18 protein-coding genes and 1 tRNA gene are annotated in these 24,542 nt (G+C 63.1%); 12 read left to right on the forward strand and 7 right to left on the reverse strand.

Features of this window, described 5'->3' with window-relative positions; genetic code table 11:
- The first annotated feature begins 77 nt into the window (after window positions 1–77).
- From ACYG9R_RS11495 to ACYG9R_RS11515, 5 genes are all read left to right on the forward strand, one after another.
- The gene (locus ACYG9R_RS11495) at window positions 78–1,973 is read left to right on the forward strand and encodes an ABC transporter ATP-binding protein (RefSeq protein WP_023706796.1); all 1,896 of its coding nucleotides are present in this window, start codon (window positions 78–80) and stop codon (window positions 1,971–1,973) included.
- Entirely contained in the window at window positions 1,970–3,868 is a 1,899-nt protein-coding gene (locus tag ACYG9R_RS11500) for an ABC transporter substrate-binding protein (protein WP_023692891.1), read from the forward strand. The genes ACYG9R_RS11495 and ACYG9R_RS11500 overlap by 4 nt, the downstream gene beginning before the upstream one ends.
- A gap of 2 nt (window positions 3,869–3,870) precedes the next feature.
- On the forward strand, window positions 3,871–4,869 hold the full coding sequence (locus ACYG9R_RS11505; RefSeq protein WP_023672136.1) for an ABC transporter permease: 999 nt from the start codon (window positions 3,871–3,873) through the stop codon (window positions 4,867–4,869).
- Entirely contained in the window at window positions 4,866–6,047 is a 1,182-nt protein-coding gene (locus ACYG9R_RS11510) for an ABC transporter permease (protein WP_031196756.1), read from the forward strand. Before ACYG9R_RS11505 ends, ACYG9R_RS11510 begins: the two co-directional genes overlap by 4 nt.
- 147 nt (window positions 6,048–6,194) lie before the next feature.
- Complete coding sequence (locus ACYG9R_RS11515; protein ID WP_023672134.1) at window positions 6,195–6,674, forward strand: class I SAM-dependent methyltransferase; 480 nt, start codon at window positions 6,195–6,197, stop codon at window positions 6,672–6,674.
- 15 nt (window positions 6,675–6,689) lie between these two features.
- On the opposite strand, the gene ACYG9R_RS11520 is transcribed toward ACYG9R_RS11515, so the two are convergent.
- Window positions 6,690–8,105 (reverse strand): adenylate/guanylate cyclase domain-containing protein, encoded by a 1,416-nt coding sequence (locus ACYG9R_RS11520; RefSeq protein ID WP_023824393.1) that lies wholly within the window; start codon window positions 8,103–8,105, stop codon window positions 6,690–6,692.
- 301 nt (window positions 8,106–8,406) lie between these two features.
- On the opposite strand from ACYG9R_RS11520, the gene ACYG9R_RS11525 reads away from it, so the two are divergent.
- The 3 genes from ACYG9R_RS11525 (at window position 8,407) to ACYG9R_RS11535 (ending at window position 11,260) form a co-directional block, all read left to right on the forward strand.
- On the forward strand, window positions 8,407–9,228 hold the full coding sequence (locus tag ACYG9R_RS11525) for a hypothetical protein (protein WP_023824392.1): 822 nt from the start codon (window positions 8,407–8,409) through the stop codon (window positions 9,226–9,228).
- A gap of 137 nt (window positions 9,229–9,365) precedes the next feature.
- On the forward strand, window positions 9,366–9,887 hold the full coding sequence (locus tag ACYG9R_RS11530) for a GNAT family N-acetyltransferase (RefSeq protein WP_023685080.1): 522 nt from the start codon (window positions 9,366–9,368) through the stop codon (window positions 9,885–9,887).
- Window positions 9,888–9,916: 29 nt separating this feature from the next.
- Complete coding sequence (locus ACYG9R_RS11535; protein ID WP_023824391.1) at window positions 9,917–11,260, forward strand: hypothetical protein; 1,344 nt, start codon at window positions 9,917–9,919, stop codon at window positions 11,258–11,260.
- 20 nt (window positions 11,261–11,280) lie between these two features.
- Here the strand turns inward: ACYG9R_RS11535 and ACYG9R_RS11540 are convergent, their stop codons facing one another.
- The 3 genes from ACYG9R_RS11540 to ACYG9R_RS11550 form a co-directional block, all read right to left on the reverse strand.
- Window positions 11,281–13,044, reverse strand: a complete 1,764-nt coding sequence (locus ACYG9R_RS11540) for an adenylate/guanylate cyclase domain-containing protein (protein WP_023702561.1) — start codon at window positions 13,042–13,044, stop codon at window positions 11,281–11,283.
- A 148-nt stretch (window positions 13,045–13,192) separates the two neighbouring features.
- Window positions 13,193–15,412 carry an SAM-dependent methyltransferase gene (locus tag ACYG9R_RS11545; RefSeq protein WP_023824390.1) on the reverse strand — a complete coding sequence of 740 codons (2,220 nt, stop codon included), beginning with the start codon at window positions 15,410–15,412 and terminating at the stop codon, window positions 13,193–13,195.
- Between the two features lie 128 nt (window positions 15,413–15,540).
- Window positions 15,541–15,615, reverse strand: a tRNA-Gly gene (locus ACYG9R_RS11550).
- A 216-nt stretch (window positions 15,616–15,831) separates the two neighbouring features.
- On the opposite strand from ACYG9R_RS11550, the gene ACYG9R_RS11555 reads away from it, so the two are divergent.
- The 4 genes from ACYG9R_RS11555 to ACYG9R_RS11570 all read left to right on the forward strand — a co-directional run bounded on the left by ACYG9R_RS11555 (window position 15,832) and on the right by ACYG9R_RS11570 (window position 18,473).
- Window positions 15,832–16,329, forward strand: a complete 498-nt coding sequence (locus tag ACYG9R_RS11555; RefSeq protein WP_023710270.1) for a prolyl-tRNA synthetase associated domain-containing protein — start codon at window positions 15,832–15,834, stop codon at window positions 16,327–16,329.
- An 80-nt stretch (window positions 16,330–16,409) separates the two neighbouring features.
- Window positions 16,410–17,417 (forward strand): thioredoxin, encoded by a 1,008-nt coding sequence (gene trxA / locus ACYG9R_RS11560; protein WP_023824389.1) that lies wholly within the window; start codon window positions 16,410–16,412, stop codon window positions 17,415–17,417.
- A 111-nt stretch (window positions 17,418–17,528) separates the two neighbouring features.
- Window positions 17,529–18,200, forward strand: a complete 672-nt coding sequence (locus ACYG9R_RS11565) for an LON peptidase substrate-binding domain-containing protein (RefSeq protein WP_023685086.1) — start codon at window positions 17,529–17,531, stop codon at window positions 18,198–18,200.
- Window positions 18,201–18,230: 30 nt separating this feature from the next.
- Window positions 18,231–18,473 (forward strand): Trm112 family protein, encoded by a 243-nt coding sequence (locus tag ACYG9R_RS11570; RefSeq protein WP_023672122.1) that lies wholly within the window; start codon window positions 18,231–18,233, stop codon window positions 18,471–18,473.
- Window positions 18,474–18,593: 120 nt separating this feature from the next.
- Here ACYG9R_RS11570 and ACYG9R_RS11575 read toward each other — a convergent pair whose 3' ends face one another.
- From ACYG9R_RS11575 to ACYG9R_RS11585, 3 genes are read right to left on the reverse strand one after another with little or no spacing between them, the layout of a single operon-like run.
- Entirely contained in the window at window positions 18,594–21,866 is a 3,273-nt protein-coding gene (locus ACYG9R_RS11575; RefSeq protein WP_023824388.1) for an error-prone DNA polymerase, read from the reverse strand.
- The gene (locus tag ACYG9R_RS11580) at window positions 21,863–23,341 is read right to left on the reverse strand and encodes a DUF6504 family protein (RefSeq protein ID WP_023736736.1); all 1,479 of its coding nucleotides are present in this window, start codon (window positions 23,339–23,341) and stop codon (window positions 21,863–21,865) included. Before ACYG9R_RS11580 ends, ACYG9R_RS11575 begins: the two co-directional genes overlap by 4 nt.
- Window positions 23,283–24,335, reverse strand: coding sequence for an ImuA family protein (locus tag ACYG9R_RS11585; RefSeq protein WP_023747409.1), 1,053 nt, complete (start codon window positions 24,333–24,335; stop codon window positions 23,283–23,285). Before ACYG9R_RS11585 ends, ACYG9R_RS11580 begins: the two co-directional genes overlap by 59 nt.
- Between the last annotated feature and the right edge of the window lie 207 nt (window positions 24,336–24,542).

Consider the following 24,542-nt stretch of genomic DNA (forward strand, 5'->3'; position numbering starts at 1 on the left):
GTTGCTCTGCGCTGACAATGCGCTAGTCTTGCTTTTTGGGGCCGGTCGGGAGGCGCCAGATTGGGGCTGGTGTGGGAATGGATGCAGGCGTTGATCTGCTGCGGATCGAGGATGTTGGCATCTCTTTTGCCATTGTCGGGGGACCGTTGCATGCCGTCAGGCGGGCAAATCTTCGCGTCCTGCCCGGCAAGGTCACCGCACTTGTCGGTGAGTCCGGTTCCGGAAAATCGGTTCTCAGCCAGGCCGTGATGGGCATCTTGCCGAACACGGCCCATGTTCGCGGCCGTATCCTGTTTTCCGATCCCAAAAAGCCCGGCACGACGCAGGATATCCTGCAGATGCCGCGAGACGGACCCGAAATCCGGGCGTTGAGAGGCAGCCGCATCGGCAAGATCTTTCAGGAGCCGATGACATCGCTGTCGCCGCTGCACACGATCGGCAACCAGGTCAGCGAATCCCTGCAGATTCATACGTGCATGGATCGGACGGAGCGCAAGGCACGGACCGAGGAAATGCTCGGGCTCGTCGGGTTTCCCAATCCCAAGCGCGCCTACGACATGTATCCGTTCGAACTTTCGGGAGGATTGCGGCAACGCGCCATGATAGCCATGGCGCTTATCTGCCGGCCCGCTCTGTTGATCGCCGATGAGCCGACGACGGCGTTGGACGTCACCATCCAGGCGCAAATCCTGCAATTGCTTCGTGGGCTCCAGACCAAGCTCAACATGGCAATGCTGCTGATCACGCACGACCTCGGCGTGGTCGCCAATGTCGCCGACGAGGTGGTCGTCATGTACCATGGCGAGATCATGGAAGCGGGCCCTGTGGAGGCAATATTCCGCCGGCCAGGCCACCCTTACCTGAAGGGCCTGATGGCAGCCGTTCCGCATTTCGACCTGAAGCCTGGCGAAAGACTGAAGGCGCTCCGCGAGGTGCCGGTGAATGTCGGGACCCTGCTGGGCAAGCAGACGGCGCCGGAAGCGAAAGGGCCGGACGACATTCTGCTGTCGGTCAGGGATCTGAAAAAGGTCTACACCATCCGCAACTCCGGATGGTTCAGCGGGAGCCATCAGACCTCTGTTCGCGCCGTGGACGGCGTCAGCTTCGACATCAGGCGAGGTGAGTGCCTGGGCCTGGTTGGCGAAAGCGGTTGCGGCAAAACCACCGTCAGCAAGATCCTGATGCGGGCCGTCACCCCTACCGGTGGCTCCGTGATCTTCAACGGCCGCGACGGACCGATCGACGTCCTGGAAGCCGAGGGAGACGCCCTGCGCTTGCTGCGCGCGAAACTCCAGATGGTCTTCCAGGATCCGGTTTCGTCACTTTCGCCACGCATGACAGTGGAAAACATCTTGAGCGAGCCGCTGGAAATCCATCAACGTGGCAATGCTGCGTCCCGGCTAGCCACGGTCAAGAGCCTGATGCAGGCAATCGGGCTCGATCCGCGCTTCATCCAGCGCTATCCCCACAGCTTCTCCGGCGGGCAGCGTCAGCGTATCGGCATCGCGCGCGCGTTGGCGCTGGGGCCTGAACTGCTGATCTGCGACGAGCCGGTTTCGGCGCTCGATGTCTCCGTGCAGGCGCAGATCCTGAACCTTCTGAAGGACCTGCAGAAGGAACTGGGCCTGACCTACCTGTTCATATCCCACAATCTGGCGGTGGTGGACTACATGGCGGACCGCATCGCGGTGATGTGCGGCGGGCGTATCGTCGAGCTTGCACCGCGCGAAATTCTGCTCAGGAAACCGATCCACCCCTACACGCGCTCGCTGCTCGCCGCAGTCCCCTTCCCCGATCTCGACCGGCCGATGGATTTCAAGACGCTGAAGCTCGGCGGCGCTTCCGACACCAGCGCATGGGGCCCGCAATTCCGCGACGAGGGCGAAGAGGATATGCTGTCGCCGCTCGATCTCGGCGGCGGCCATCTCGTGCTGGCCCGACGTTCGGCCGATGTCAGCGAGTTACGCCATTGATCAGCCGCCGCACTGTCCTTGGTCTCATGGCTTCGGCATTTCTGCCGGGCACGGCGCGCGCCGGCGATCTGGAGCCGGATTTTCTTCAGCCGCAGCTGAAAGCCAGGGCTCTGCCGCCACTCGCGGAGCGCCTGCCCAAAAGCCCGCGCGCGTTGAACCTCGCGGCGATGGGCCGGCAGCCCGGCCAGTATGGCGGCACGCTGCGTACGATCATCGGCAGCCAGAAAGATATCCGGATGATGACGATCTACGGGTATTCCCGGCTGGTCGGCTATGACGAAAAGCTTAACTTTCAGGCCGACATTCTCGAAAGTTTCGACGTAAAGGATGATCGCGTCTTCACGTTCAAGATTCGTGAAGGCCATAAATGGTCAGACGGCAGCCTGCTGACGCCGGAGGATTTTCGTTATTGCTGGGAAGATGTCTGGCTGAACGATGAGCTTTCGCAAGGGGGGCTCGCCCCTGCCCTGCTGGCGGACGGCAAGCCGCCACGTTTCGAGATCGTCGATCCGTTGACGGTGCGCTACAGTTGGGACGCGCCCAATCCCGACTTCCTGCCCAAACTTGCCGCTGCTTCGCCGACACCGCTTGTTTTGCCAGCCGCCTATCTCAAGCAGTTCCACAAGAAATATCAGGATCCATTCCGGCTCGCCGGCCTGATGAAGGAGAACCGGACCGCAAAATGGACGCTGCTGCACATCCGCATGTCGCGGCAGTATCGCCCGGAGAACCCGGATCTGCCGACACTCGACCCCTGGCAGAACCGGACCAAGCCGCCGGCCGAGCAGTTCATCTTCGAGCGCAACCCGTTCTTTCATCGAACAGACGAGAACGGCCGGCAACTGCCCTATGTCGACCGGATCATCATGAATGTCAGCTCGTCGGCGATCATCTCCGCCAAGACCGGTGCGGGCGAGAGCGACCTGCAATGCATGGGAATCGACTTCAGCGACTACTCCTTCCTGAAGGACGCGGAGAAGCGCTACCCGGTGAAGATGCATCTGTGGAAACGCACACAGGGTTCGCGGCTGGCGCTCATGCCCAATCTGAATTGTGCCGACCCGGTGTGGCGTGGCCTTTTGCGTGACGTGCGCGTGCGCCGCGCACTTTCGCTCGCTGTAGACAGGCGCGAGATCAACATGGCCGTCTTCTACGGATTGGCGCAGGAAAGCGCCGATACGGTCTTGCCGGAGAGCCCGCTCTACCGGCCGGAATTCGCGAAAGCCTGGGTCGCCCACGATCCCGACCAGGCCAATGCACTGCTTGACGAGGTCGGGCTTCAGGCCCGTGACGATGACGGCCTGCGGCTACTTCCCGATGGACGCCCGGCGCAGATCATCGTGGAAACGGCCGGCGAAAGCACGCTGGAAACCGATGCGCTCGAACTCATCACCGATCACTGGCGCAAGATAGGCATCGCTTTGTTCATCCGGACTTCGCAGCGCGACATCTTCCGCAGCCGCGCGCTTGGTGGCCAGATCCTGATGTCGATGTCGTCGGGCATCGACAATGGCGTGCCGACCGCCGACATGAATCCATACCAGCTGGCCCCCACCATCGACGACCAGCTGCAATGGCCGCTCTGGGGCGCTTACTATCTGTCGCATGGCAAGATGGGTGAGGCGCCCGATGTTCCTGAAGTGGTCGAGTTGATGGCTTTGCTCAAGCGCTGGAACGGATCGACCCAATCCAGCGAGCGCGCCGAAATCTGGAACTCGATGCTGTCGATCTACACCGATCAGGTGTTCTCTATCGGTACGGTGAACGAAACACTTCAGCCGATTCTGGTATCCTCGCGGCTGCGCAACCTGCCTGACAAAGCACTCTACGGCTACGACCCGACCTCCTATTTCGGTGTCTACATGCCGGACACATTCTGGCTTGGAGGCTCCTGAGCGTGCTTCGATATCTTGTCTGGCGCATCGCCGTGATGGTTCCAACGCTGCTGGTCATATCGGCGCTTGTGTTCACCATCATCGAACTTCCACCGGGCGACTATTTCGACAGCTATGTCGCCGAGCTTCGGGCCCAGGGCGAAGCGGTGGATTCCGACCGCATCCAGATGATGCGCAAGGAATATGGTTTCGACCAGCCGCCGGTCATTCGCTACTTCTACTGGGTGGGCGGGATGCTGCACGGCGATTTCGGCTATTCCTTCGAATATGAGCTGCCGGTTCGCGACGTCGTCGGCGACCGAATGTGGCTGACCGTGCTGGTTTCCTTCGTCACGATCATCTTCACCTGGCTCATCGCCTTTCCGATAGGCATGTACTCCGCCACGCATCAATACAGCTGGGGCGACTACGGCCTGACTTTCTTCGGCCTTCTCGGCCTTGCCATTCCGAATTTCATGCTGGCGCTGATCCTGATGTATTTCGCCAACATCTGGTTCGGCACGTCCATCGGCCACCTCATGGACCAGCAATATCTCGGCGAGCCGATGAGCTGGGCCAAGGCGAAGTCGATCCTCGCCCATCTCTGGATCCCGGTCCTGATCATCGGCACCGGCGGCACGGCGAGCATGATCCGGCGGCTGCGCGCCAATCTGCTCGACGAACTGCACAAGCAATATGTCGTGACGGCGCGCGCCAAGGGCCTGCATCCGTTCAAGGCGCTGGTCAAATATCCGCTGCGCATGGCGCTCAATTTCTTCATTTCCGACATCGGCTCGATCCTGCCGGCCATCATCTCCGGCGCTGAGATCACGGCTATCGTTTTGTCTTTGGAAACGACCGGGCCGATGCTGATCAAGGCGCTGCAAAGCCAGGATATGTATCTGGCAGGGTCATTCCTGATGTTCCTTGCCTTCCTGACGGTTATCGGCGTGCTGATTTCCGACCTGGCGCTGGCGCTGCTTGATCCACGAATTCGTTTGCAGGGTGGCAGCACCAAATGAAGCAGGACTCGCCGCTGCCCGCTCCGGGTGCTCCACTGCAACACTACATTTCCGGCGCGCCCTTCGACCTGCAGTCGGTCGAGGCGATGACGCCGGAGCAATCGAAGGTCTTTCAGGCATCGCAGTTGCGGCTGATGTGGTGGAAATTCCGCAAACACCGGCTTGCGCTTATATCCGGCATATTCCTGGCAGTGCTGTATTCCGGGATACTGATCTGCGAGTTCCTGGCGCCCTACAATCTGCACTCGCGCAACATGGACTACATCTATGCGCCCCCGCAGCACGTGCATCTGTTCCACAATGGCGAGTTCGTCGGGCCGTTCGTCTATGGCCGCCAGATGACGCTGGATATGGACACGCTCAAGCGGAACTACATCGAGAAGCACGACGATGTTCAGCGGCTCCGTTTCTTCTGCAAGGGCGACACTTATCGGTTCTGGGGCCTGATCGAAGGTGACAGGCATTTTGTCTGTCCTGCCGAAAACGGGCAGCTGTTTCTGGCCGGCACCGACAGGCTGGGGCGCGACGTGCTCTCGCGCATGATCTATGGCGCACGCATTTCACTGACTATCGGCCTCGTCGGCATCAGTTTCAGCTTCCTGCTCGGCATCGTCATCGGCGGGCTGGCCGGCTATCACGGCGGTATCTTCGACCTGATCGTCCAACGGATAATCGAAGTCCTGCAATCGATTCCCAGCATTCCGCTATGGCTGGCCCTGGCGGCGATCATGCCGATAACCTGGAGTCCGATCCTGATCTATTTCGGCATCACCGTCATCCTCGGGCTGCTCGACTGGACCGGACTGGCGCGGGCCGTGCGTTCAAAGCTTCTGGCCTTGCGCGAGGAGGATTACGTTCTGGCCGCGCAGTTGATGGGCGCCGGGAGCAGCCGCATCATCAGGCGGCATCTCATTCCCGGCTTCATGTCGCATCTGATCGCGACGGCGACGCTCTCCATCCCTGGCATGATCCTGGGCGAAACGGCGCTGAGCTTCCTCGGGCTCGGCCTGAGGGCGCCGATAACCAGCTGGGGCATCCTGCTCACCGAGGCGCGCAGCGTCAGCGTGATCGCGTTCTATCCATGGCTGCTTTTGCCGATGCTGCCGGTCATCCTCGTCATCATGGCGTTCAACTTCCTCGGCGACGGCTTGCGGGACGCCGCAGACCCCTACAAGTGATATCGCTGTTCCACCGCGCGGCCTGCCGAACACTCCACCCGGTATGACGCTTGTCGGCGGCCGGTTGCGTTATTGCAGGGTTCGTCGTTCGCCTTTATATGCAGCAAGCCTCGATCGGGGCTGCTGGTTCAGGACACACAATCGCATATGAGTCGCCTCGATAATTTCATCAGCAGGATGACCGCGCAGCGCGACATTCTCAATCGAATCTGCCCCGAGGTGGCGAAGATGGAGGGGCTTGTGCTTGAACTCGGCCTCGGCAATGGCCGGACATTCCACCATCTGCGCGAGCTTCTGCCCGGGCGCCGGATCGTGGTGTTCGACCGCGAAGTTGGCGCGCACACTAGCTCAATTCCCGAAGCTGAAAACCTCGTGCTCGGCGAAATACGCGAGACGGGCCGCAAGTTCATTGGCATCGAAGCCGCCCTTGTTCATGCCGACATCGGCACCGGCTATGACGATCGCGATGCAGTGACCGCTACCTGGCTTCCCGATCTGATTGCGAGCCTGCTTCGCGTCGGCGGCTTCGCGGTCAGTGGCACGCCGCTCGATCACCCGCTGCTGCAACACCTCCCGGCGCCCACTTCGGAGCCCGCCGACCGTTATTTCCTCTGCAAGCGCGTGTGAGCGGCAGAGAACTCTTCAGGGGATCGTATAAACCGCAATCTCCCGCTCGATGCCGCGCAGCGAGACCTCGTGCGGCACGGGCGTCAGCGCGTTCCTGTGCAACAGATCGGCGGTGAGATTATCGTCGACCACCGCACGCGTGGCGAAGATCGCCTGTGCGTTGGCGAGGTTCTGGACCCGCGAAGCAATGTTGACCGTCTGGCCGAAATAATCCTGCCGCTCGTTCATGGACACGGCTATGCAGGGGCCGGCATGAACACCGATCTTGAGCAGAAGGTCCTCGCGCCCGCTTTTGTCATTGAGCGCCCGCATGGCGTCGCGCATCCGCAGCGCCGCGGCAATCGCACGGTCAGGCGTCGCGAAGGTCGCCATCACCGCATCGCCGATCGTCTTCACAACCGCGCCTGCCTCCGCCGCGACGATCTCGTGCAGAACCTGGAAATGCTCGCGCACGAGATCGAAGGCTGAAAGATCGCCCACCCGCTCGTAAAGCTCGGTCGATCCGCGCAGATCGGTGAACAGGAAGGTCAGGCTGGTGATCTTCAGGCGCTGGTTGATGTCGAGCGTATCCGTGCGATAGAGATCCCGGAACGTCTGGTTGGTGAGCAGGCGCTTGGCGGTCACGAAGGGCCGGCGCTTGCCCAGGAAATCATGCAATACCGGGCAGGCGATGAAGACCGTCGGCAGCACGCGCGTGTCGGTCCTGTTTTCCAGCGAAATGCGCAATGGGCCGGGCTGCATCTCCAGCGTCTGGCTCTGGACATGGTCGCGGTCGAAGGCCAGAGAGAGGTTTCGCCGCTCTTTTGCCGGTTCGCCCTTCGCGTCGATGAACTGGGCCGAATGCGTGACCGGCTCGAAGACGATGATAAATTGGGGCGGAAGCTGGATGTGCAGAACCGCCTTTTCACCGGGCGCAAGCTCGATATCTTCCAGCGAGAACGCTTCCATCTTTTCCGCCAGATCCTCGTCCGGCAGATCGGCCCCGGACGCCCAGTAGATCTGGCGGTAATATTCCACCAACGGCAGTTCGTGTGGATTGTGGGCGGCAATCCTGCGCACACGGGGACTGACGGTGAATGTCACCTCGACCATCTCGTCGAGTGTCGGCGAATAGCCCTGGGAGCACAGCGCGCAGGTGTATTCGTCCTTCTGCATGGTTTTCAGCGTGGCGTTGGTGTCGAGCACGCCGCCACAGCCGGGGCACAGAACATTCCAGGAAATGTCGAAGATGCCCACCCGCGCCGCATGGAGAAAGGCGCTTATGGTGCATTCCTCGTCGAGGCCATGCTTGCTGGCGAAGGCCAGCGCATTGATGCGGCAAAGTTCGCGGTCCTTGCCCTCGGCGATGGTTTGCCGGATTGCGTCGATTGCCTGCGGATCGACATCGGTCGATTGCCGCAGAAGCGAGAACAGATCCTGAGCTTCGGTCATCGTGCAGGCTCCGGAAATTGCGCCGTTAGGGCATGATGCCGAAAAGTGTGAAGCGGTTTTCGGACGACATCATGCTCTATTTCCTGATTTAGAGGCGGATTCAGATTTCAGGTCGGACAGACCTGAAATCATCCGGCTCTAGGCGTGTTGGCCGGACCGATCTTCGACCCGAACGCTCCATCATACTGCGAAATGGACCGTACGGCCATTCGAATGGACAAGCCTGGTGACAGGTCAATTTCCATTTGTTGAATTCCAAACTATGATAGCCCATGGGGCATTCATCTCTGGGGTTTTCTCCATGCCGACACGCGACAACCCGCCGTTTCCGGCGGCCCTGCGCCTTTTCTCGGCGGGGGTCATCATCGTCCTGATCGTCGGGGCCGGCCTGTTTTTCGCGCCCGCGCTGGTCAAGCCGCGCTGGCCCTGGGCCGTCACGCCGTTCAATGCCCGCTTCCTCGGCGGCTTCTACACCGCCGAAATGGCAGTGATGGCGGCGCTGCTGGTCTGGAATCGCTGGTCGCCCGGCAGGCTCGTGCTGGTCATGGCCTTCATCTTCACCGTCATCGTGTCGGCGGCTTCGTTCATCAACCTTGGCTATTTCAACTTCGAGCGCAAAGCCCCCTGGCTCTGGTTTCTGGTCTATCTTGCGTCAGCCGCGGTATCCGGGCTGTTCCTGTGGCTGGCAAGGGCTCGCCCTTCTGCAAAAGGCGTGATCTTGAACTCCGCATGGCGCGCCTACCTACCGGCGGAAATGGCAGTCCTGGGGCTCTACGGCGTCGGCCTGTTGCTGTTTCCCCTGACATTCGGTGGCTTCTGGCCATGGCCGATCGATGCTTTTCACGCCCAGGTCTACAGCGCCATCTTCCTCGCCGGCGCCGGCGGTACCTATCTCGTCTGGAGAAGTGCACCGCGTGAGGAATTGCTGGTGCTCGGCCTGGCGCAGTTTCTGGTTGGCCTGCTTGCTGTTCTTGGCCTCTTCATCACCGACGCTGCCGTGCACCGGATCGACTGGACGGCGGCCGGGACATTGTGCTGGCTCGCCCTTTTCGGCTGGATCGGCATCAGCGGTATCCTCAAACTCTGCGCCGCCCCCCGGCATTTTGCCGCGCAATCGGCATAGGTCGCAGAGACGGCTGGATTTTCAGGTGACGTCCGGTGCATCGTGCCGGGCATATTGCCTCTGTCGCTTTGTTCTGACGCAATTCCGGACGGAAAACCGCTCACACTTTTCCTGAAATTGCGTTAGGCGGGAAAGCCATGACCAGCACGACCTCCTTATCCGAGAAAATCCAGCCGCAGCTCCGGGCCGTCCGGCCAAGCGATGCCGAGGCGCTGTGCGCTATCTTCAATATGCCGGGGTTCCGCTGGGGCACGCTCAGGATGCCGTTCGAGATGGTGGAGCAGGTGGAGCGGCGCATCGCCAAGTCCGGCCCGGAAACCACCTGGATCGTTGCGGAGCTGGACGGCAAGGTTGTCGGCCATGGCAGCCTGGTCGCGCAGGGTTCGCCGCGCCGCTCGCATATCGGCGAGATCAATATCGGCCTTGACGATGGCTTTGTCGGCAGAGGCATCGGCTCTGCCATCCTTGGCGCGCTGCTTGACGTGGCCGACAACTGGCGCGCCCTGAAGCGGGTCGAGTTGACTGTCTATGCCGACAACGAACCGGCCATCCGTCTCTACACAAGCCACGGCTTCGAGGTCGAGGGACGGCATGTGAAGGCCGGTTTTACCGACGGGCAGTACCACGACCTCCTGAGCATGGCCCGGCTGCGGTTCTGATGACCGCCGTCCCTGCCCCTGCGCCTCCGGTGGACATTTTGGCCGTGCTGTCGCTGCTCTGCCCGGAGGTCGTGCGTGACATCGAGCAGAACTGGAATGCGCCGGTTTCCGATTATGCCCGCCATCTGTGGCGGCCGGTGGCAAGGCCTGGATCGGCCCCGTCGATCGCTGCCCGCTCGATCCTGCGCGACGTCCTGCAGCAGCGCCTCGGTGCGATCATGCAGCCCGAAGCGATCGACAAGGCCCTCGACGAATTCGACCACAGACCGGTTATCCAGTCCGGCCTGCACTGCCTGCTTCTGATGGATCGCATCACCTTCGATGCCCTGCTGCTTGCCTGGCTCGGCGCGGTCGAAAACGGGCTGTCGGCTTTTTTCGGCTTCATGGGAACGACGATGACCATGGAGACAACCGGCCGGGAGGGGCCGGGATGGCTCGATGTCGGCGACGACAAGGTCAATTTGTTTGGCATGGGGCGCCACAAACTGTGCCGCAAAAGCGCCTGCGCGGCCGGTCCCGTTACCCTCAACGGGCGCGCGCTCGAAACGGTGGGCAATGAGACGGATGCCAGAAGCTGGCTGGGCACGCTGCTTGCCAGCCAGGGCAAGGTATTTGCAACAGCCGCCGATGCGCTGACAGAACTCAACGAGGATTTGGTCGCCGATTGGGATCGTTCCGGCATGGCCCGGCCGGTTTTCGTCGATGATAGGCTGGCCGCGACTGTCGTGGCGCGGCATCTGGAAGATGAAGGCAGCCTCCTTTCCAGGCTGCTCCTCGAGCCCGCAAGGCGCCGGCGTCTCGACCATGCCTTGCAAGAAGCCGCATCGGGCCCATTTGGCAGGTTCCTGCCCAATGCCACGGCCTATTTCTGGGGCATCCGCGAGCAGCGCGTGCGCAAGCTCGTCCTCGAGAACGGGCGGCTGATCGAGCCTGACAGGCCGCATGGTCTTTCCATCCCGTTCGAGCGGCCGCATCTCCAGCAGGCACTGCTGGACGGCATGCTTTTGCCGGACTTGTTCCTGATGTTCCTTGCCCTTGCCATATTGCCGCGCGTGCGGGTTGTGGGCGGCCTGAGACAGATTGGCTATGTCGCGCTTTTCCACTCGATCCTGCTGGCTGCGCTGGATGAACACGCGCCAGAAGAGCGCGATCTGGCCGCCGAGCTGCAGGTTCGGGAAAATGCCTGGGGCATGCGGGTCATCGATGAAAAGATCTCGGTCCGCGAGCAGCTTGCCGGCCTGCCGGAAGGGGCGCTCTTCCCGGACCTGCTCCGGCAATACCGGTTGCGGACATTTGCCGAGACGACCGACGACCTGAAACCGGTTCGCGAAAACCCCCGATGGCGCAAGATCGGCCGGGCCTCACGCCTCTGATCCGGCCGGGCTTTAGCCCGTCATTGCACCACACCGGCCTTGCGGAGCCCCTCGACCATGAGTTCGAAATCGGCAGGGTTCTTGTAAGGCAAGACCTTGCGGCGGTGTTCCAGCGAATAGGCGGGATTGACGCGAAGCAGGTCCTGCCATGCCGTATGGGCCTCCTCCAGACGGCCCAGATGGCCGTAGGTGGCGGCCAGAAGCGCGCGCGAGAGGTCGGTGACAGCGTTGCGAGCCAGCCGTTGCAGCAACAGGTCGACCGCCTCTTCGTACCTTCCCAGTTGAAACGATGCCAAAGCCTGGAAGTGCAGAAGCACATCCGGGAAGTATGGATTCAAGGTCTTTCCCCGGGCGAAACTCTCTAGCGCCTCCGCGGGTCTACCCGAATAATACAGCGCCTCGCCGCGGGCGACGTGCGCTTCGGCGAAGTTCGGATTGAGGGCTATCGCGCGCTCCACCTCGCCGATGGCCTCATCGTGCCGTCGTGTGTAAAGCTTGGCCGATGCCAGCGCCCAGTGCGCCCAGGGATCGCTGTCATCCAGCGTTACCGCTCGCGTTGCTGCCTCTTCCGCTTGCGCCATCGAGTCCGACGCACCCCACCTGTTGAGGTAATCGAGCCCGTACGTGAGGGCTAGGAAAGCGTGGGCAGAGGCAAATTTCGGGTCCAGTTCGATGGCCCGCTGCAAGAGCTCGCGGGCCGCGACGTTCGTGTCCTTCGTCAGCCGGTGCCATAGCTCCCGGCCCCGCAGGAAACAGTCATACGCCTCCGGGTTGCGCTGGTGTTCGGGCGCCAGCCGCAGACGGTCATCCTCGGTCAGATTGAGCGCCAGTGCACCGACGATGTGCTGCGTCACGTCATCCTGCACGGCGAAAATGTCGGTCAGATCGCGATCGAACCGCTCCGCCCAAAGATGGCCGCCTGAGATTGCATCGATGAGCTGCGCGGTGATGCGTACCTTGTTCCCCGACTTGCGTACGCTGCCTTCAAGGACATAGCGCACGCCGAGCTTCGTGCCGACATCCTGCACATGGACGTTCTGGCCCTTGAAGATGAAGGACGAATTGCGAGCGATGACGAAGAGCTGTGACAGTTTGGACAGCGCCGTGATGATGTCTTCGGAGATGCCGTCGGCGAAGTAGTCCTGTTCGGCATCACCGCTCATATTGGCGAACGGCAGCACGGCGATCGACAGTTTCGGCGGCGCTGCCGCAGCCGGAGGGCTCGTCGGGGTTTGCGAGGTCACGGCCACCTTGGCCCCGGCGCCGACCTGCAGCGAATACACCCGGATCGGCTCGGCGATGTTCTTGAGCTGTGTGCTGCCGAGATCGCTGACCGAGAGGTCAAGCCTGGCCTTGACCTGGCGATAGGCATCCTCGGACAGGCAGATGGCGCCGGGCGCCGCAACGCCCTCCAGACGCGAGGCGATGTTGACGCCGTCACCCATCAGGTCGCCATCGCTCTCTTCGACCACGTCGCCCAGATGGATGCCGATCCTGAACTCGATGCGGCGCTCCTGCGGTACGCCGGCATTGCGCTCAACCATACCGTTTTGAATCTCAACGGCGCAGCGCACGGCATCGACCACACTGCGAAACTCAACCAGTGCCCCATCTCCGGTACGCTTGATAACCCGCCCGTGGTGCACTGCAATGATCGGATCGATCAGGTCGCTGCGCAGTGCCCGCAACCGCGCCAAGGTACGATCTTCGTCCGCGCTCGCGAGCCGGCTGTATCCGACCACATCTGCAGCCAGGATTGCGGCCAGCTTACGGTTCTCGCTCATGGGTCGCCTCCTCATCTCCATCATAGCAGGAAGACGGCGGGACGAGGGAATTTTCGCAAATCACGGCCACGCGGCCACGCTACCGGCAGCGCTCTGACACCAGCCCACGCGGATGCCATTTGCGCTGCCGCACCGACCAGTTCGGTGTTTATCCGAGCACGGCCTCGACAGTGGCGACAAAGTCATCGAGCGAGCGGTCGCCGCGAATCTCGATGCGCGGAAGGTCGATGAGATCGCTATCGAGGTCCGCCGGCCCGTGTTTGCGGCCGAAGCCTATTCGATAGCCGCACTCCCTGGCCAGCCGGCCAAGCCGTCGGTCGGTGACGGAGAAGGGTGCCGCGAACGCCGTGGTTGGCCGACCGGTCCACCGTTCGATGAACATACGAGAGCGCAGGAGCTCGGCGGCCAGGTCAGCGCTCGACAGACCATCTATGGCGCGATGCGTCGCCATGTGGCTGCCGAAGAAGGCGCCTTCGGCAGCGAGGCGTCGCACCGTCCCGGCGCCCATAAGCGGCGTCGGCGGACCGATGTCGGTGTCCCACTTTGCACTTTCGCCCACCAGGTCCGTCACCAGGAACACTTCCGCAGTCAGGTCGTTGGCGCGCAAGATCGGCCAGGCACGGTCGGCGAAGTTCTGGAAGCCGTCATCGAAGGTGATGAGCACCGGGCGGCCGACGAAAGGCTGACGGTTGGCGATGGAGGCTTCCAGCTGCTCGGAGCCAATGGCGTGAAAGCCATTGGCGCGCAGCCATCCCATCTGGCTGGCGAATGCGGCGGGCGTGAGCCGAAAGCGAGCGAGCGCGGCCGGACCTTCATCGGCAACGCCGTGATACATGAGGACAGGGATATGCTGGTGCTGCTCGTTACGTGCGACGTCGCGGCGCAAGGCTCGCGCCCCACCCCAGACGATATTTCGCGCGACGCCGATTTCGATGGGCGCGCGGATCGGCACATGATCGATCACCGGGTCCGTCGCCACATCGCCCGGCGATAGGCGGCGGAAGCGGTCTATGCGGTAGAGCTCGGTCTGGATCGATTGCTCGAAGACGAGGCCTTCGGTCGCTGCTAGTGTCTCGGAGATCGCCTGGGCACCGAATGTATTCCAGTCGAAGCCCGTCTTTTCGACATTGTCACGCAGCACGAATGCGTGTGCGCTGATGAAGCTGCCGCCAGGCGCCAACGCCTCGGCGAATTTCCTGGCGATGCGCCGTAGCTCGGCGAGGTCATCCAAGTAGTAGAGCACTTCCGAACAGACGATCAGATCCATCTCACCCGGCAGCGTGTCGGCAGCGAAATCGAGTACGCCGAACTCGACATTCGGCTGATCGTTGCATCGGGCGCGGGCTCGCTCGACGGCTATGGCGGAAATGTCGGTTGCGGCCAGATGGCTCACACGCGGAGCCAGCTGCCGCGTGAAGTGGCCCTCCGCGCAGGCCAGTTCAAGCGCCCGCCCGATGGGACCGGGAGGCAGGATTTCGAGCTGGCGCTCGTATTTCTCCTGCTCATAGGACGAACCGTAGTTCCACGGATCCTCGGTCGCGAAATAGCTGTTCCAGAACGCCGTGCGATCCTTGTCGTGCTTGTCCGCGACCCGTGCGCGGCGCGGCGCAACAGGCTCTGACGGTTCAGCGCTCGACCGAACCAGGTCATGCGCCTGTGCGGCCAATTGCGCGAGTTTGCCGAAGTGGCTGTCCTGATCGGGCTCGTTTCCCGCCATGGCAAACGATGCCTCGGCTGCAGGCGTGTTTGACGTGGTCGCGCCGCCCTTTTGCGGTGCAGGCGATCCTCCCGCAAGCCGCTCAGCAGGCACTACATCCAGGATCAATTCAATCCAATGATCGCTTGTCACCGTCCCGAGTGCACCGAACTGCACTACAGCCTCGATCCGGCCATCCAGCATCAGATGGGCATAGATCTGATCGATGCCTTCCGGCAGTTCGGTCGGGGTCGGATTGCGAGCGTCGACGCGAATTCCGAGCGTTCGCGCCAGCCTGCGCGGCGTGGCAAGATCGTCGGGTTCGAGAAGCATTTGCTCAAGCTGGTACTGGACGCGGCGAGCTGCTGCGGGATTGTCCCAGATCGTGCCGAGTTCGATGATCAACGCGGTGGTTGCGCTGCCGAACCTCGCCCATCCGGCAGCCAATTGCGCCGGCACCGACAGGCTTCCTGCCATGAGGCCATCGAAGATTACCTTGGCAATCTCATGCGCCCACTTGCGTCCCGCCGGGAGTGCGCGCAGGGGCTGCGGGTCGATCAAGCGCGAGCCTGAGCCGCATTCGGACGCGGCGTTCCGCAACGCCAGCCAAGCAAGCGCTTCGGATGCGGTGCCGCCTTTCGCCGAAATTGAACCCGAGGGATTGTGCGCCACGCCGTCTTACCTGCGCCTGGTTCTGAGGGAGAACAAGTGTCCCGCAACGCGCTTACATCGCCGGTCTGGAAAAAGCAAAAGGCGCCCCGAAAGGCGCCTCTTCATCGCTTGATTCCCCTAGAGGAAACTGGAGCGGGTGAAGCGATTCGAACGCTCGACCCCAACCTTGGCAAGGTTGTGCTCTACCCCTGAGCTACACCCGCTCACACGGCCCTTTGGCCGCAAGCCGGGCCTATATGGCTGAAGAGCGCGGCGATTGCAACAGGGAAATGACGGGCTTTTTGGTCGCGCCAAATCGCTTGGCGGAACCTTGTCGGCCACGCGGGTGGTTCATCGACTTCCCGCATGACGGTCTTGTCTCGGCGGCATCATTGGCCGTAAACGGCTTTGCCGCGCGCCGATACAGGGGAAGACCACCAATGCCGAAGACCGAAGCCGAGCTTTTCGCCTTTCTTGCCGATCTCGGCATATCAGTGTCGACCGTGCGCCATCCGCCGCTCTATACGGTGGCCGATTCGCAGTCGCTGCGCGGCGAGATACCGGGCGGGCACACGAAAAATCTGTTTCTCAAGGACAAGAAGGACAATTTCTTCCTGGTCAGCGTCGGCGAGGAGGCGGTGGTCGACCTGAAGCAGATCCACACGATCATCGGCGCCGCCGGCCGGGTGTCGTTCGGCAAGCCGGAGATGCTGATGGAGCTGCTCGGTGTCATTCCGGGCGCGGTCACCGTGTTCGGGCTGATCAACGACACCGAAAGACGGGTCAAGGTGGTGCTCGACCAGGATTTGATGGCACATGCGACAGTCAACGCGCATCCGCTGACCAATGAGGCGACGACGTCGATCGCGTCCGCCGACCTCATCAGATTCGTCGAGGCAACCGGACATGATGCTGCTATCTTGAAAGTCTCGGCTTGATCGCCACATGGATGGCGAAAACTGACCTCTAGTTAAGGACGTCGCGCTGCTCCGCTGGGCGCGACCGGAAGGGCGACGACATGAGCGACAACAACAATCCGTTTGGCGGCCAATTCGGCGGCAATTCGGGCCAATACACCACTTCCGCGCAATATGGCGGCGCCGAGCCGGCCAAGTCGGCACTTGGCTCGACACCCGGCGCAGCACCTGCCGCTGGTGAGCTGATCAAGGACACCACGACCGCCACTTTCGCCGCCGACGTTATCCAGGAATCGCGCAAACAGCCGGTACTGGTCGATTTCTGGGCGCCGTGGTGCGGGCCCTGCAAGCAGCTCACGCCGCTTCTGGAAAAGGCGATCAAGGCCGCCGGCGGCAAGGTCAAGCTGGTCAAGATGAACATTGACGATCATCCCTCGATCGCCGGCCAGCTCGGCATCCAATCGATCCCGGCGGTCATCGCCTTCAAGGACGGCCAGCCTGTCGACGGCTTCATGGGCGCCATCCCCGAGAGTCAGATTGCCGAGTTCATCACCAAGGTCGGCGGCAAGGGCAATGGCGCGCCGCCCGTCGCCGAAGCACTGGCCGCGGCGGCGGAAGCGCATGCGGCGGGCGATGCGCAGACCGCAGCCGACATTTACGACGCCATCCTGGCGCAGGCGCCGGAGACGATCGAGGCGATTGCCGGGCTGGGCGAGCTTCTGTTCGAGGCCGGCGACAGCGACGGCGCCGAGGCGCTGCTGGCAACGGCGCCGGAGGCCAAGAAGAATGCGCCGGCACTTGCCGCGCTGCGTGCCAAGATGACGCTGGCTGCGGAAGCGGCAGCACTTGGCAATCCAGCTGAATTCGAGCAGCGACTGGCCGCCAATCCCGGCGACCACCAGGCGCGTTTCGACCTCGCCATGATCCAGAACGCCAAGGGCGAGCGCCATGCGGCGGCCGACAATCTTCTGGCGATTATAAAAGCCGACCGGACGTGGAACGAGGACGGCGCCAGGGCGCAGCTGCTGAAACTGTTCGAGGCCTGGGGCATGACCGACGAGGCGACGCTGGCGGCACGGCGCAAATTGTCGTCGCTGCTGTTTTCCTGAGCCGTTTGCCGGCCAAATTGCCGGGGCGTGGCTGTCGGGCCTTGCGGTCGGCGGCCGCCGCGCCAGATTAGGCCGATAACATCGCGCCCGAAGCGGGTCGGAGGAGTGAAGGTGCAGGTCGGAAACGCATTTTACCGGGTCGGCAAGGATCTGCCGGCAACCATTCCGGTGTTTCCGCTTGCCGGCGCGCTGCTGCTGCCGGGCGGGCGCATGCCGCTCAACATTTTCGAGCCGCGCTACCTGCAGATGGTGGATGAGGCGATCGCCGGCGCGCGGCTGATCGGCATCGTCCAGCCCAGCCTCAATGGCGCGTTGCGCGCCGACGGGGAGCCGGAACTGTGCAATGTCGGCTGCGCCGGGCGCATCATCTCGATGGCCGAGAGCGGCGACGGCCGCTATCTGGTTTCGCTGCAGGGCGTCTGCCGTTTCCGCATCACCAGCGAATTGCCGGTGAAGACGCCTTTCCGGCAATGCAAGCTGGCGCCGTTCCTCACCGATCTTGCCGAAGACCAGGCGGCAAGCGAGGTCGACCGGCCGGCGCTGTTGAAAGCGTTTCGCGCTTATCTGCAGGCCAACGATCTCGAAGCCGATTGGGAAAGCGTCAGCCGCGCCGAGAACACCATGCTGGTCAATGCGCTGTCGATGATGGCGCCCTACGGACCGGCCGAGAAACAGGCGCTGCTGGAGGCGCCCGACCTGAAAGCCCGCGCGGAGACGCTGATCGCGATCACCGAAATGGCGCTGGCGCGCGAGAATGAGGACTTTGGCTCCAGCCTGCAATAAGGGCTGAGCCGATGGCTGAAGGGGGATCCAATGGCTGCGGATGGGCGTGACGGCAAGTCGGTCAATGTCGATCCAAAATTGCTGGAGCTGCTGGCCTGCCCGCTGACCAAGGGGCCGCTGGCCTGGGACCCGGTGCGCGGCGAGTTGATCTCGCGGCTTGCCAAGCTCGCTTATCCCGTGCGCGACGGCATCCCGATCATGCTGCCCTCGGAGGCGCGGACTATTTCGGCGGAAGACGTGCTGTCGCCGCCGCGATTGGGTGGGCCGGGCTGAAGGGCCAGGGGTGGTTCAAACGGACCTCAGCCTAAGAAGCCATTCTGTTGGCGATCCTTCGCGCCCCCCTCTGCCCTTGCCGGCATTAATGTCATGGGCTCCCGACCGCCCTGCACTTGCCTACTGAAAATTCCGCCCCTTGGGCATGACCCTTTCAGCTTTGTCCGAGAGGGTGGCAATGTCGGGCCGGGCAGCCGGCGTCATCTCTTCCAGCAGCACCGTCAGCCACGGCGTCAAATCCTCGATCTTCTCGGCGACGATGTGGATGACGTCGGATTCCGACTGCAGCTTGCCGGTGACCTTGACGAAGCGCGCGCCCATGACGATGGGCCGGAAACGGGTAAAGGTCCGCTCCCAGAAAATGACGTTGGCGACGGCCTTGTCGTCTTCCAGCGTCAGGAAGATCGCATTGCCCTTGCCGGGCCGCTGCCGCACCAGCACCAGGCCGGCGACCGAGACCCGCCTGCCGTCGCGCACCGAGCCGAGATTGGCATTGGGAATGACGCCGGCGCGGTCGAGCCGCTCGCGCAGGAAGGCGACCGGATGCGCCTTCAGCGACAGGCCGAGCGCGCGGTAGTCGTGGATGACGTGCTCGCCGAGCGGCATTGTCGGCAGTTTTGTCTCGGGCTCGAGTTCGCGCAGCCGGATCGCCGGCTGGTCGAACAGCGGCAGCCGTTCGGCGGCGCTCTTGCCATCCAGCGCGCGCACCGCCCACAAGGCTTCACGACGGTCGAGGCCGAGCGAGCGGAAGGCGTCAGCCTGCGCCAGTCTTTCGATTTCGCCGACATCGAGGCCCGAGCGCAGCCACACATCCCTGACGCTTGTATAGCCGGCGCCGCGCCGCGCGGTGAAAGCTTCCATACGCTTCTCGGCCAAGCCCTTGATCTGACGGAAGCCAAGCCGGACGGCGTACCGGGTCTTGATGACACCGCGCATTTCGGCATGGCGCCCCAGGATGCGGCCCGGATCGAATTGGGCTTTCTCCAGGGTGCAGTCCCAGTCGGAAAAATTGACGTCGACGTCGCGGATATCGACGCCATGGTCGCGCGCGTCGCGCACCAGCTGGGCCGGCTGGTAAAACCCCATCGGCTGCGAATTCAGGATCGCGGCGCAGAACACGTCGGGATAAAAGGTCTTGAACCAGCAGGAGGCATAGACGAGCAAAGCGAAGGAGGCGGCGTGGCTTTCGGGAAAGCCGTATTCGCCGAAGCCTTCGATCTGCTTGAAGCAGCGCTCGGCGAAGTCCTTGGTGTATCCCTTGCCGACCATGCCGTCGATCATGCGCTGGCGGTAATTGCCGATGGTGCCGGTGCGCTTGAAGGTGGCCATGGCGCGGCGTAGTTCGTCCGCCTCGCCCGGCCTGAAGCCGCCGGCGACGATTGCAATATTCATCGCCTGTTCCTGAAACAGCGGCACGCCGAGTGTCTTCTTGAGAATAGCCTCCAGCTCTGGCTTTTGATATTCAGCCGCTTCCTTGCCCTGCCGACGGCGCAGATAGGGGTGCACCATGTCGCCCTGGATCGGGCCGGGCCGCACGATCGCCACCTCGATGACCAGGTCGTAGAATTCGCGCGGGCGTAGACGCGGCAGCATCGACATCTGCGCGCGCGATTCGATCTGGAAGACGCCGAGCGTGTCGGCGCGGCAGATCATGTCGTACACGTCGTTCTCTTCCGGCGGCAGGGTGGCCAGCACATAGGGTCGGCCGTAATCATCCCGGGCCTTCGGATAATGGTCGGTGAGCAAGGTGAAGGCGCGCTTCAGGCAGGTCAGCATGCCAAGCGCCAGAATATCCACCTTCAGGATCTTCACCGCGTCGAGATCGTCCTTATCCCACTCGACCATCTTGCGCGCCTCCATCGCCGTCTTGACGATGGGGACGATCTCGTCGAGCCGGTCGCGGGTAATGACGAAGCCGCCGACATGCTGCGACAGATGCCGGGGAAAGCCCATGATCTCGTTGGCGTGGGCGATCACGTGACGGGTCGAGGTCTCGTTGCGGTCGAGGCCGCCGGCATGCGCCTCCTTCTCGCCGAGCTCCGAGGTCGACCAGCCCCAGATCGAACTGGAGAGCGCAATGCGGACATCGTCCGATAGGCCCATGGCCTTGGCCACCTCGCGCAGCGCCGAGCGGCCGCGATAGCTGATGACGGCGGCAGCCAGCGCGGTGCGCTTGGCGCTGTATTTGGAGTAGATGTACTGGATCACCTCCTCACGCCGCTCATGCTCGAAATCGACGTCGATGTCGGGCGGCTCGTTGCGCTCCTCGGAAATGAAGCGCTCGAACAACGTGTCGATGCGCTCGGGGCCGACCTCGGTGATGCCGATGCAGTAGCAGACGATCGAGTTGGCGGCCGAGCCTCTGCCCTGGCACAGAATGCCCTCATTGCGGGCGAACTGGACGATGTCGTAAACGGTCAGGAAATAGCGCGCATAATTCAGACGCTCGATCAGAGCGAGCTCCTCACTGATGCGCTGCAAGACGGAAGCGGGGACGCCCGCCGGATAGCGCGTGGCGGCCCCCTCCCTGGCCAGACGCTCTAGCTCGGCCTGCGGCCCAAGCCCTGATTGCGTCGGCTCGTCGGGATAATTGTACTGGAGGTCGCTGAGCGAGAAGGTCAGTTCGCCGGCAAAGCGCAGCGTCTCGGCCAGCGCCGGTGGATGGCGGCGGAAGAGACGGGCCATTTCCAGCGGCGGCTTCAGATGGCGCTCGGCGTTGGCCGTCAGCTCCAGCCCGACCTCGGCGACCGGCAAATTGAGGCGGATGGCGGTGAGCACATCTTGCAGCGAGCGGCGCTCGGCGCTGTGATAAAGCACGTCGTTGGTCGCCATCAGCGGCACGCCGGCGATGTCCGCCATGCCCGCCGCCTGCTCGATGCGGAAACGGTCATTGCCGCGATAATCCGGCGCCATGCCTAGCCGCAAATTAGCGCCGAAACGGTCTTTCAGTTGACGGACCAATGCCAGGGGATCGTCGGCATTCGCCGAGAGATCCGGCAGCACCGCCAGCGACAGCAGGTCGCCCCATTCGAGCAGGTCGCTGCGCTGGAGAAGGGTCGCGCCCTTCTCGTTTTCATCGCGCAAATTGGCTTGCGTCAGCATGCGGCAGAGATGGCCCCAGCCCTTGCGGTTCTGCGGATAGGCGAGAATGTCCGGCGTGCCGTCGCCGAACACCAGGCGGCAACCGGGGTGATAGGCGAGCTTCTCGACCTTGGCCTGCTGCCAGGCGCGCACGACGCCGGCCACCGTGTTGCGGTCTGCCAGTCCGATCGAGGAAAAGCCGAGGAATTTGGCCGCCACCACCAGCTCCTCCGGCTTGGAGGCGCCGCGCAGGAAGGAGAAGTTCGACTGGATGCCGAATTCCGCATAGGGGATGACGGTCAGCGCGTTCATGCGAAGACCCCATGCATGAACCAGCGCGGCGGCACCTGCGGGTTGCCATAGAGGCCTTGCCGGTAGAGCCAGTAGCGGCGGCCGTCGGCATCCTCGATCCGGAAATAGTCACGCGTCGATGTGAGCGGATCGCTTGACGTTTCACGCCACCATTCCGGCGCGATGCGTTCCGGCCCCTCGGCGCGCGCGACCCGGTAGAGCGCGCGGCGCCAGCGGAAATTCATCGGCGGACCCTCAGGCATTTCGGTGGCCGGCACCTCGATCGGCTCGGGCGAACGGAACAGCCGGATCGGCCGTTCCGGCGGGAAGATGGTTGCGCGCGGCGCGTCTTTCGAGCCCGGCTTCCTGAGCGGTGTTTTGCGTTGTGGCGCTTCCGAGAACGGGATGGTGGCGATGGCGCGCTCCGGCAGATGGCTCTCGAGGGCGACCGGTTTCAGCACCGCACTGTCGCCGAGCCTGGCGCGGATGCGGTCGGCAAAGAGTGCCATGTCGGCGCCGTCATCCTCGGTCTCGCCGGTCAAATCGGCCTGCTGCATGTCGAAGCCGGCGGCCGCCAGCACCGAAAGCCGCACCAGGTCGAAGCCGTAGCCGGCATCGATGTCCTGTTCGAGCGCGGCCAGCCGCTCATGGAACAGGCGCTGGATAAGCTTGGGTTCGCGCAACGGTCGCGAGGTACCGACAGCGATGCGGCTGACGGCGCCGTCGACGCGAAACAACAGCAGCGCCAGCATCCTTGCGCCCTCGCCGCGGCGTTCGAGATCGGCCTTCAGCGTCACCGCCAGCAAGAGCACCAGCCGTTCGATCTCGGCGGTCAGCACGACCGGCTCGGCCAGGTGGCGTTCGACCGAAAGCGGGGCCACGGGCAGGCGCGGCGATACCGCCTCGTCGAGACGGCCGAGCGCCTGGTCGAGCCGCAACAGCAAGGTCGCGCCGAAGCGACGGGCGAGCGGCGCGCGCGGCGCTGCCATGATCGCGCCGGCGGTCCGCAGGCCGACGCTTTCCAAGCTGGCGCGGATATCGGCTTCGATGCGCAGTGCCGCCAGCGGCAAGGGGGCGAGCAGCGCTTCCTCCTCGCCGGAGACAACGATGCGGTTGCCGCAGAAGCGCGCCGCCGCCCAGGCTGCACCCGGCGTCGCGGCCAACCCGGCGCGGACATCGAAACCCTGCTGGAAAAACCGCGCAAGGATGTCGTCCAGCATGGCGCGCTCGCCGCCGAACAGATGCGTGCAGCCGGTGACGTCGAGATAAAGGCCATCAGTACCGTCGAGCGCCACCAGCGGCGTATAGCGATCGCACCAGTCGGCGAGGCCTTCGAGCAGCCGGCGATCGGCGTCCGGATCGGCCTCGACGATGTCGATCGAGGGATGCATGGCGCGCGCATCGGCAATGCCCATGCCAGGCTTCAGATGCAGCGCCTCAGCCCGCTCGTCGAGGGCCGATATGCGCTGGGCGTTGCGGTCGCGATGGCTGATCACGAGCGGTGGGTGAGATGGCGGCAGATGATCCGAAGGCCGGGAACGCCACGACCGTCCCAGGCGCTGGCGCAGGATCCGTTCTGCCGCCAGATGCGGGAACCACAGCGACAGAATTCTCTGCCCGTTTTTCGCGGGGCTTTCTTTCTTCGAATGCGTGTTCATCGGGATTCCACTCCAGTGTGAATTGTCCAGGCAGAGCGGTGCGGCTCTTGCCGATGCTGACGGTGAAGGCAGGCCGGCCGATCGAGCCGGCGAGCGACCCGGCGATCGTCCGGCGGCTCGCCGCTGGTGCAGCCGACACGATGAGGCGCACCGGGGCGGCGGTCGGCTCGGCTTCGCCGGCCTGGCGCAGCAGGAACACCGGCCGGCCGGCGTTTTGGGCGCGCGCGTGCAGCCGGCGCGTCGCGGTGAGGTCGAGCCGCTGCGGGCTGCCACGGATTTCGAGGATGATTGCGGCGAGCGCCGTCATCTTCGCGGCCTCCTCGGCTACCCACAGCGCATCGGTGAGTTTCGGCGCCTCGGAAAACAGCAATTGCTCCGGTGCGATACCGAAAATGCCCTGCAATCCCCTGGCATAGGGAAAGCCGGCCTCGCGAAAAATCTCCGATGTGCCGATCCACAGCACGGGCAAGGGCTGGCCCTTGAGGATCAGGCTGACAAGCGACAGCACAAAGCCGGCGACGGCCCCGGCATTGCGGGTCTCAAGGCCATGGATTTCGCTCAAGGCGGCTTTCGGAAGGCCGCCGCTGAGGGCCGCATCGAGGCGCTCGACGCCGGTGGCCAGGAAAGCATCCGGCGAAGCCACGGCAAGCCCGCGCCGGATGATGGTGACATCGGCATCGGGTTCAGGCGCGGCGTCGAGACCGCCGCCAGGACCCGCGCGCAGCCCCTCGCCAGCCGGCGCGGCCAGGCGCTCGGGCAGCGTTCCCTCGATCTTCGCGATCTGGCGGCGCAGGGCAAAAACAGTCTCCCGCGCCACGGCTGATGTCGCCATGACGGTCAATTTCTCTCACAACTGTTCCTGTTATGTTCCTATAGATTCCAGAGGGTGCCGGAAGAGTCAAGCGGAGTCAGAAGGAATTTATTCCTTGATCAAAGGTGACGAGGCCAACCTTGGACTTTGGTCGCAGCCATTCGGCGCAAAGAAACAGTCATTGGCCAGGTACCCGGTCCATTTGCCGAGTCCGGAGGGAAAGCCTAT

Source organism: Mesorhizobium sp. RSR565B (assembly GCF_054719465.1).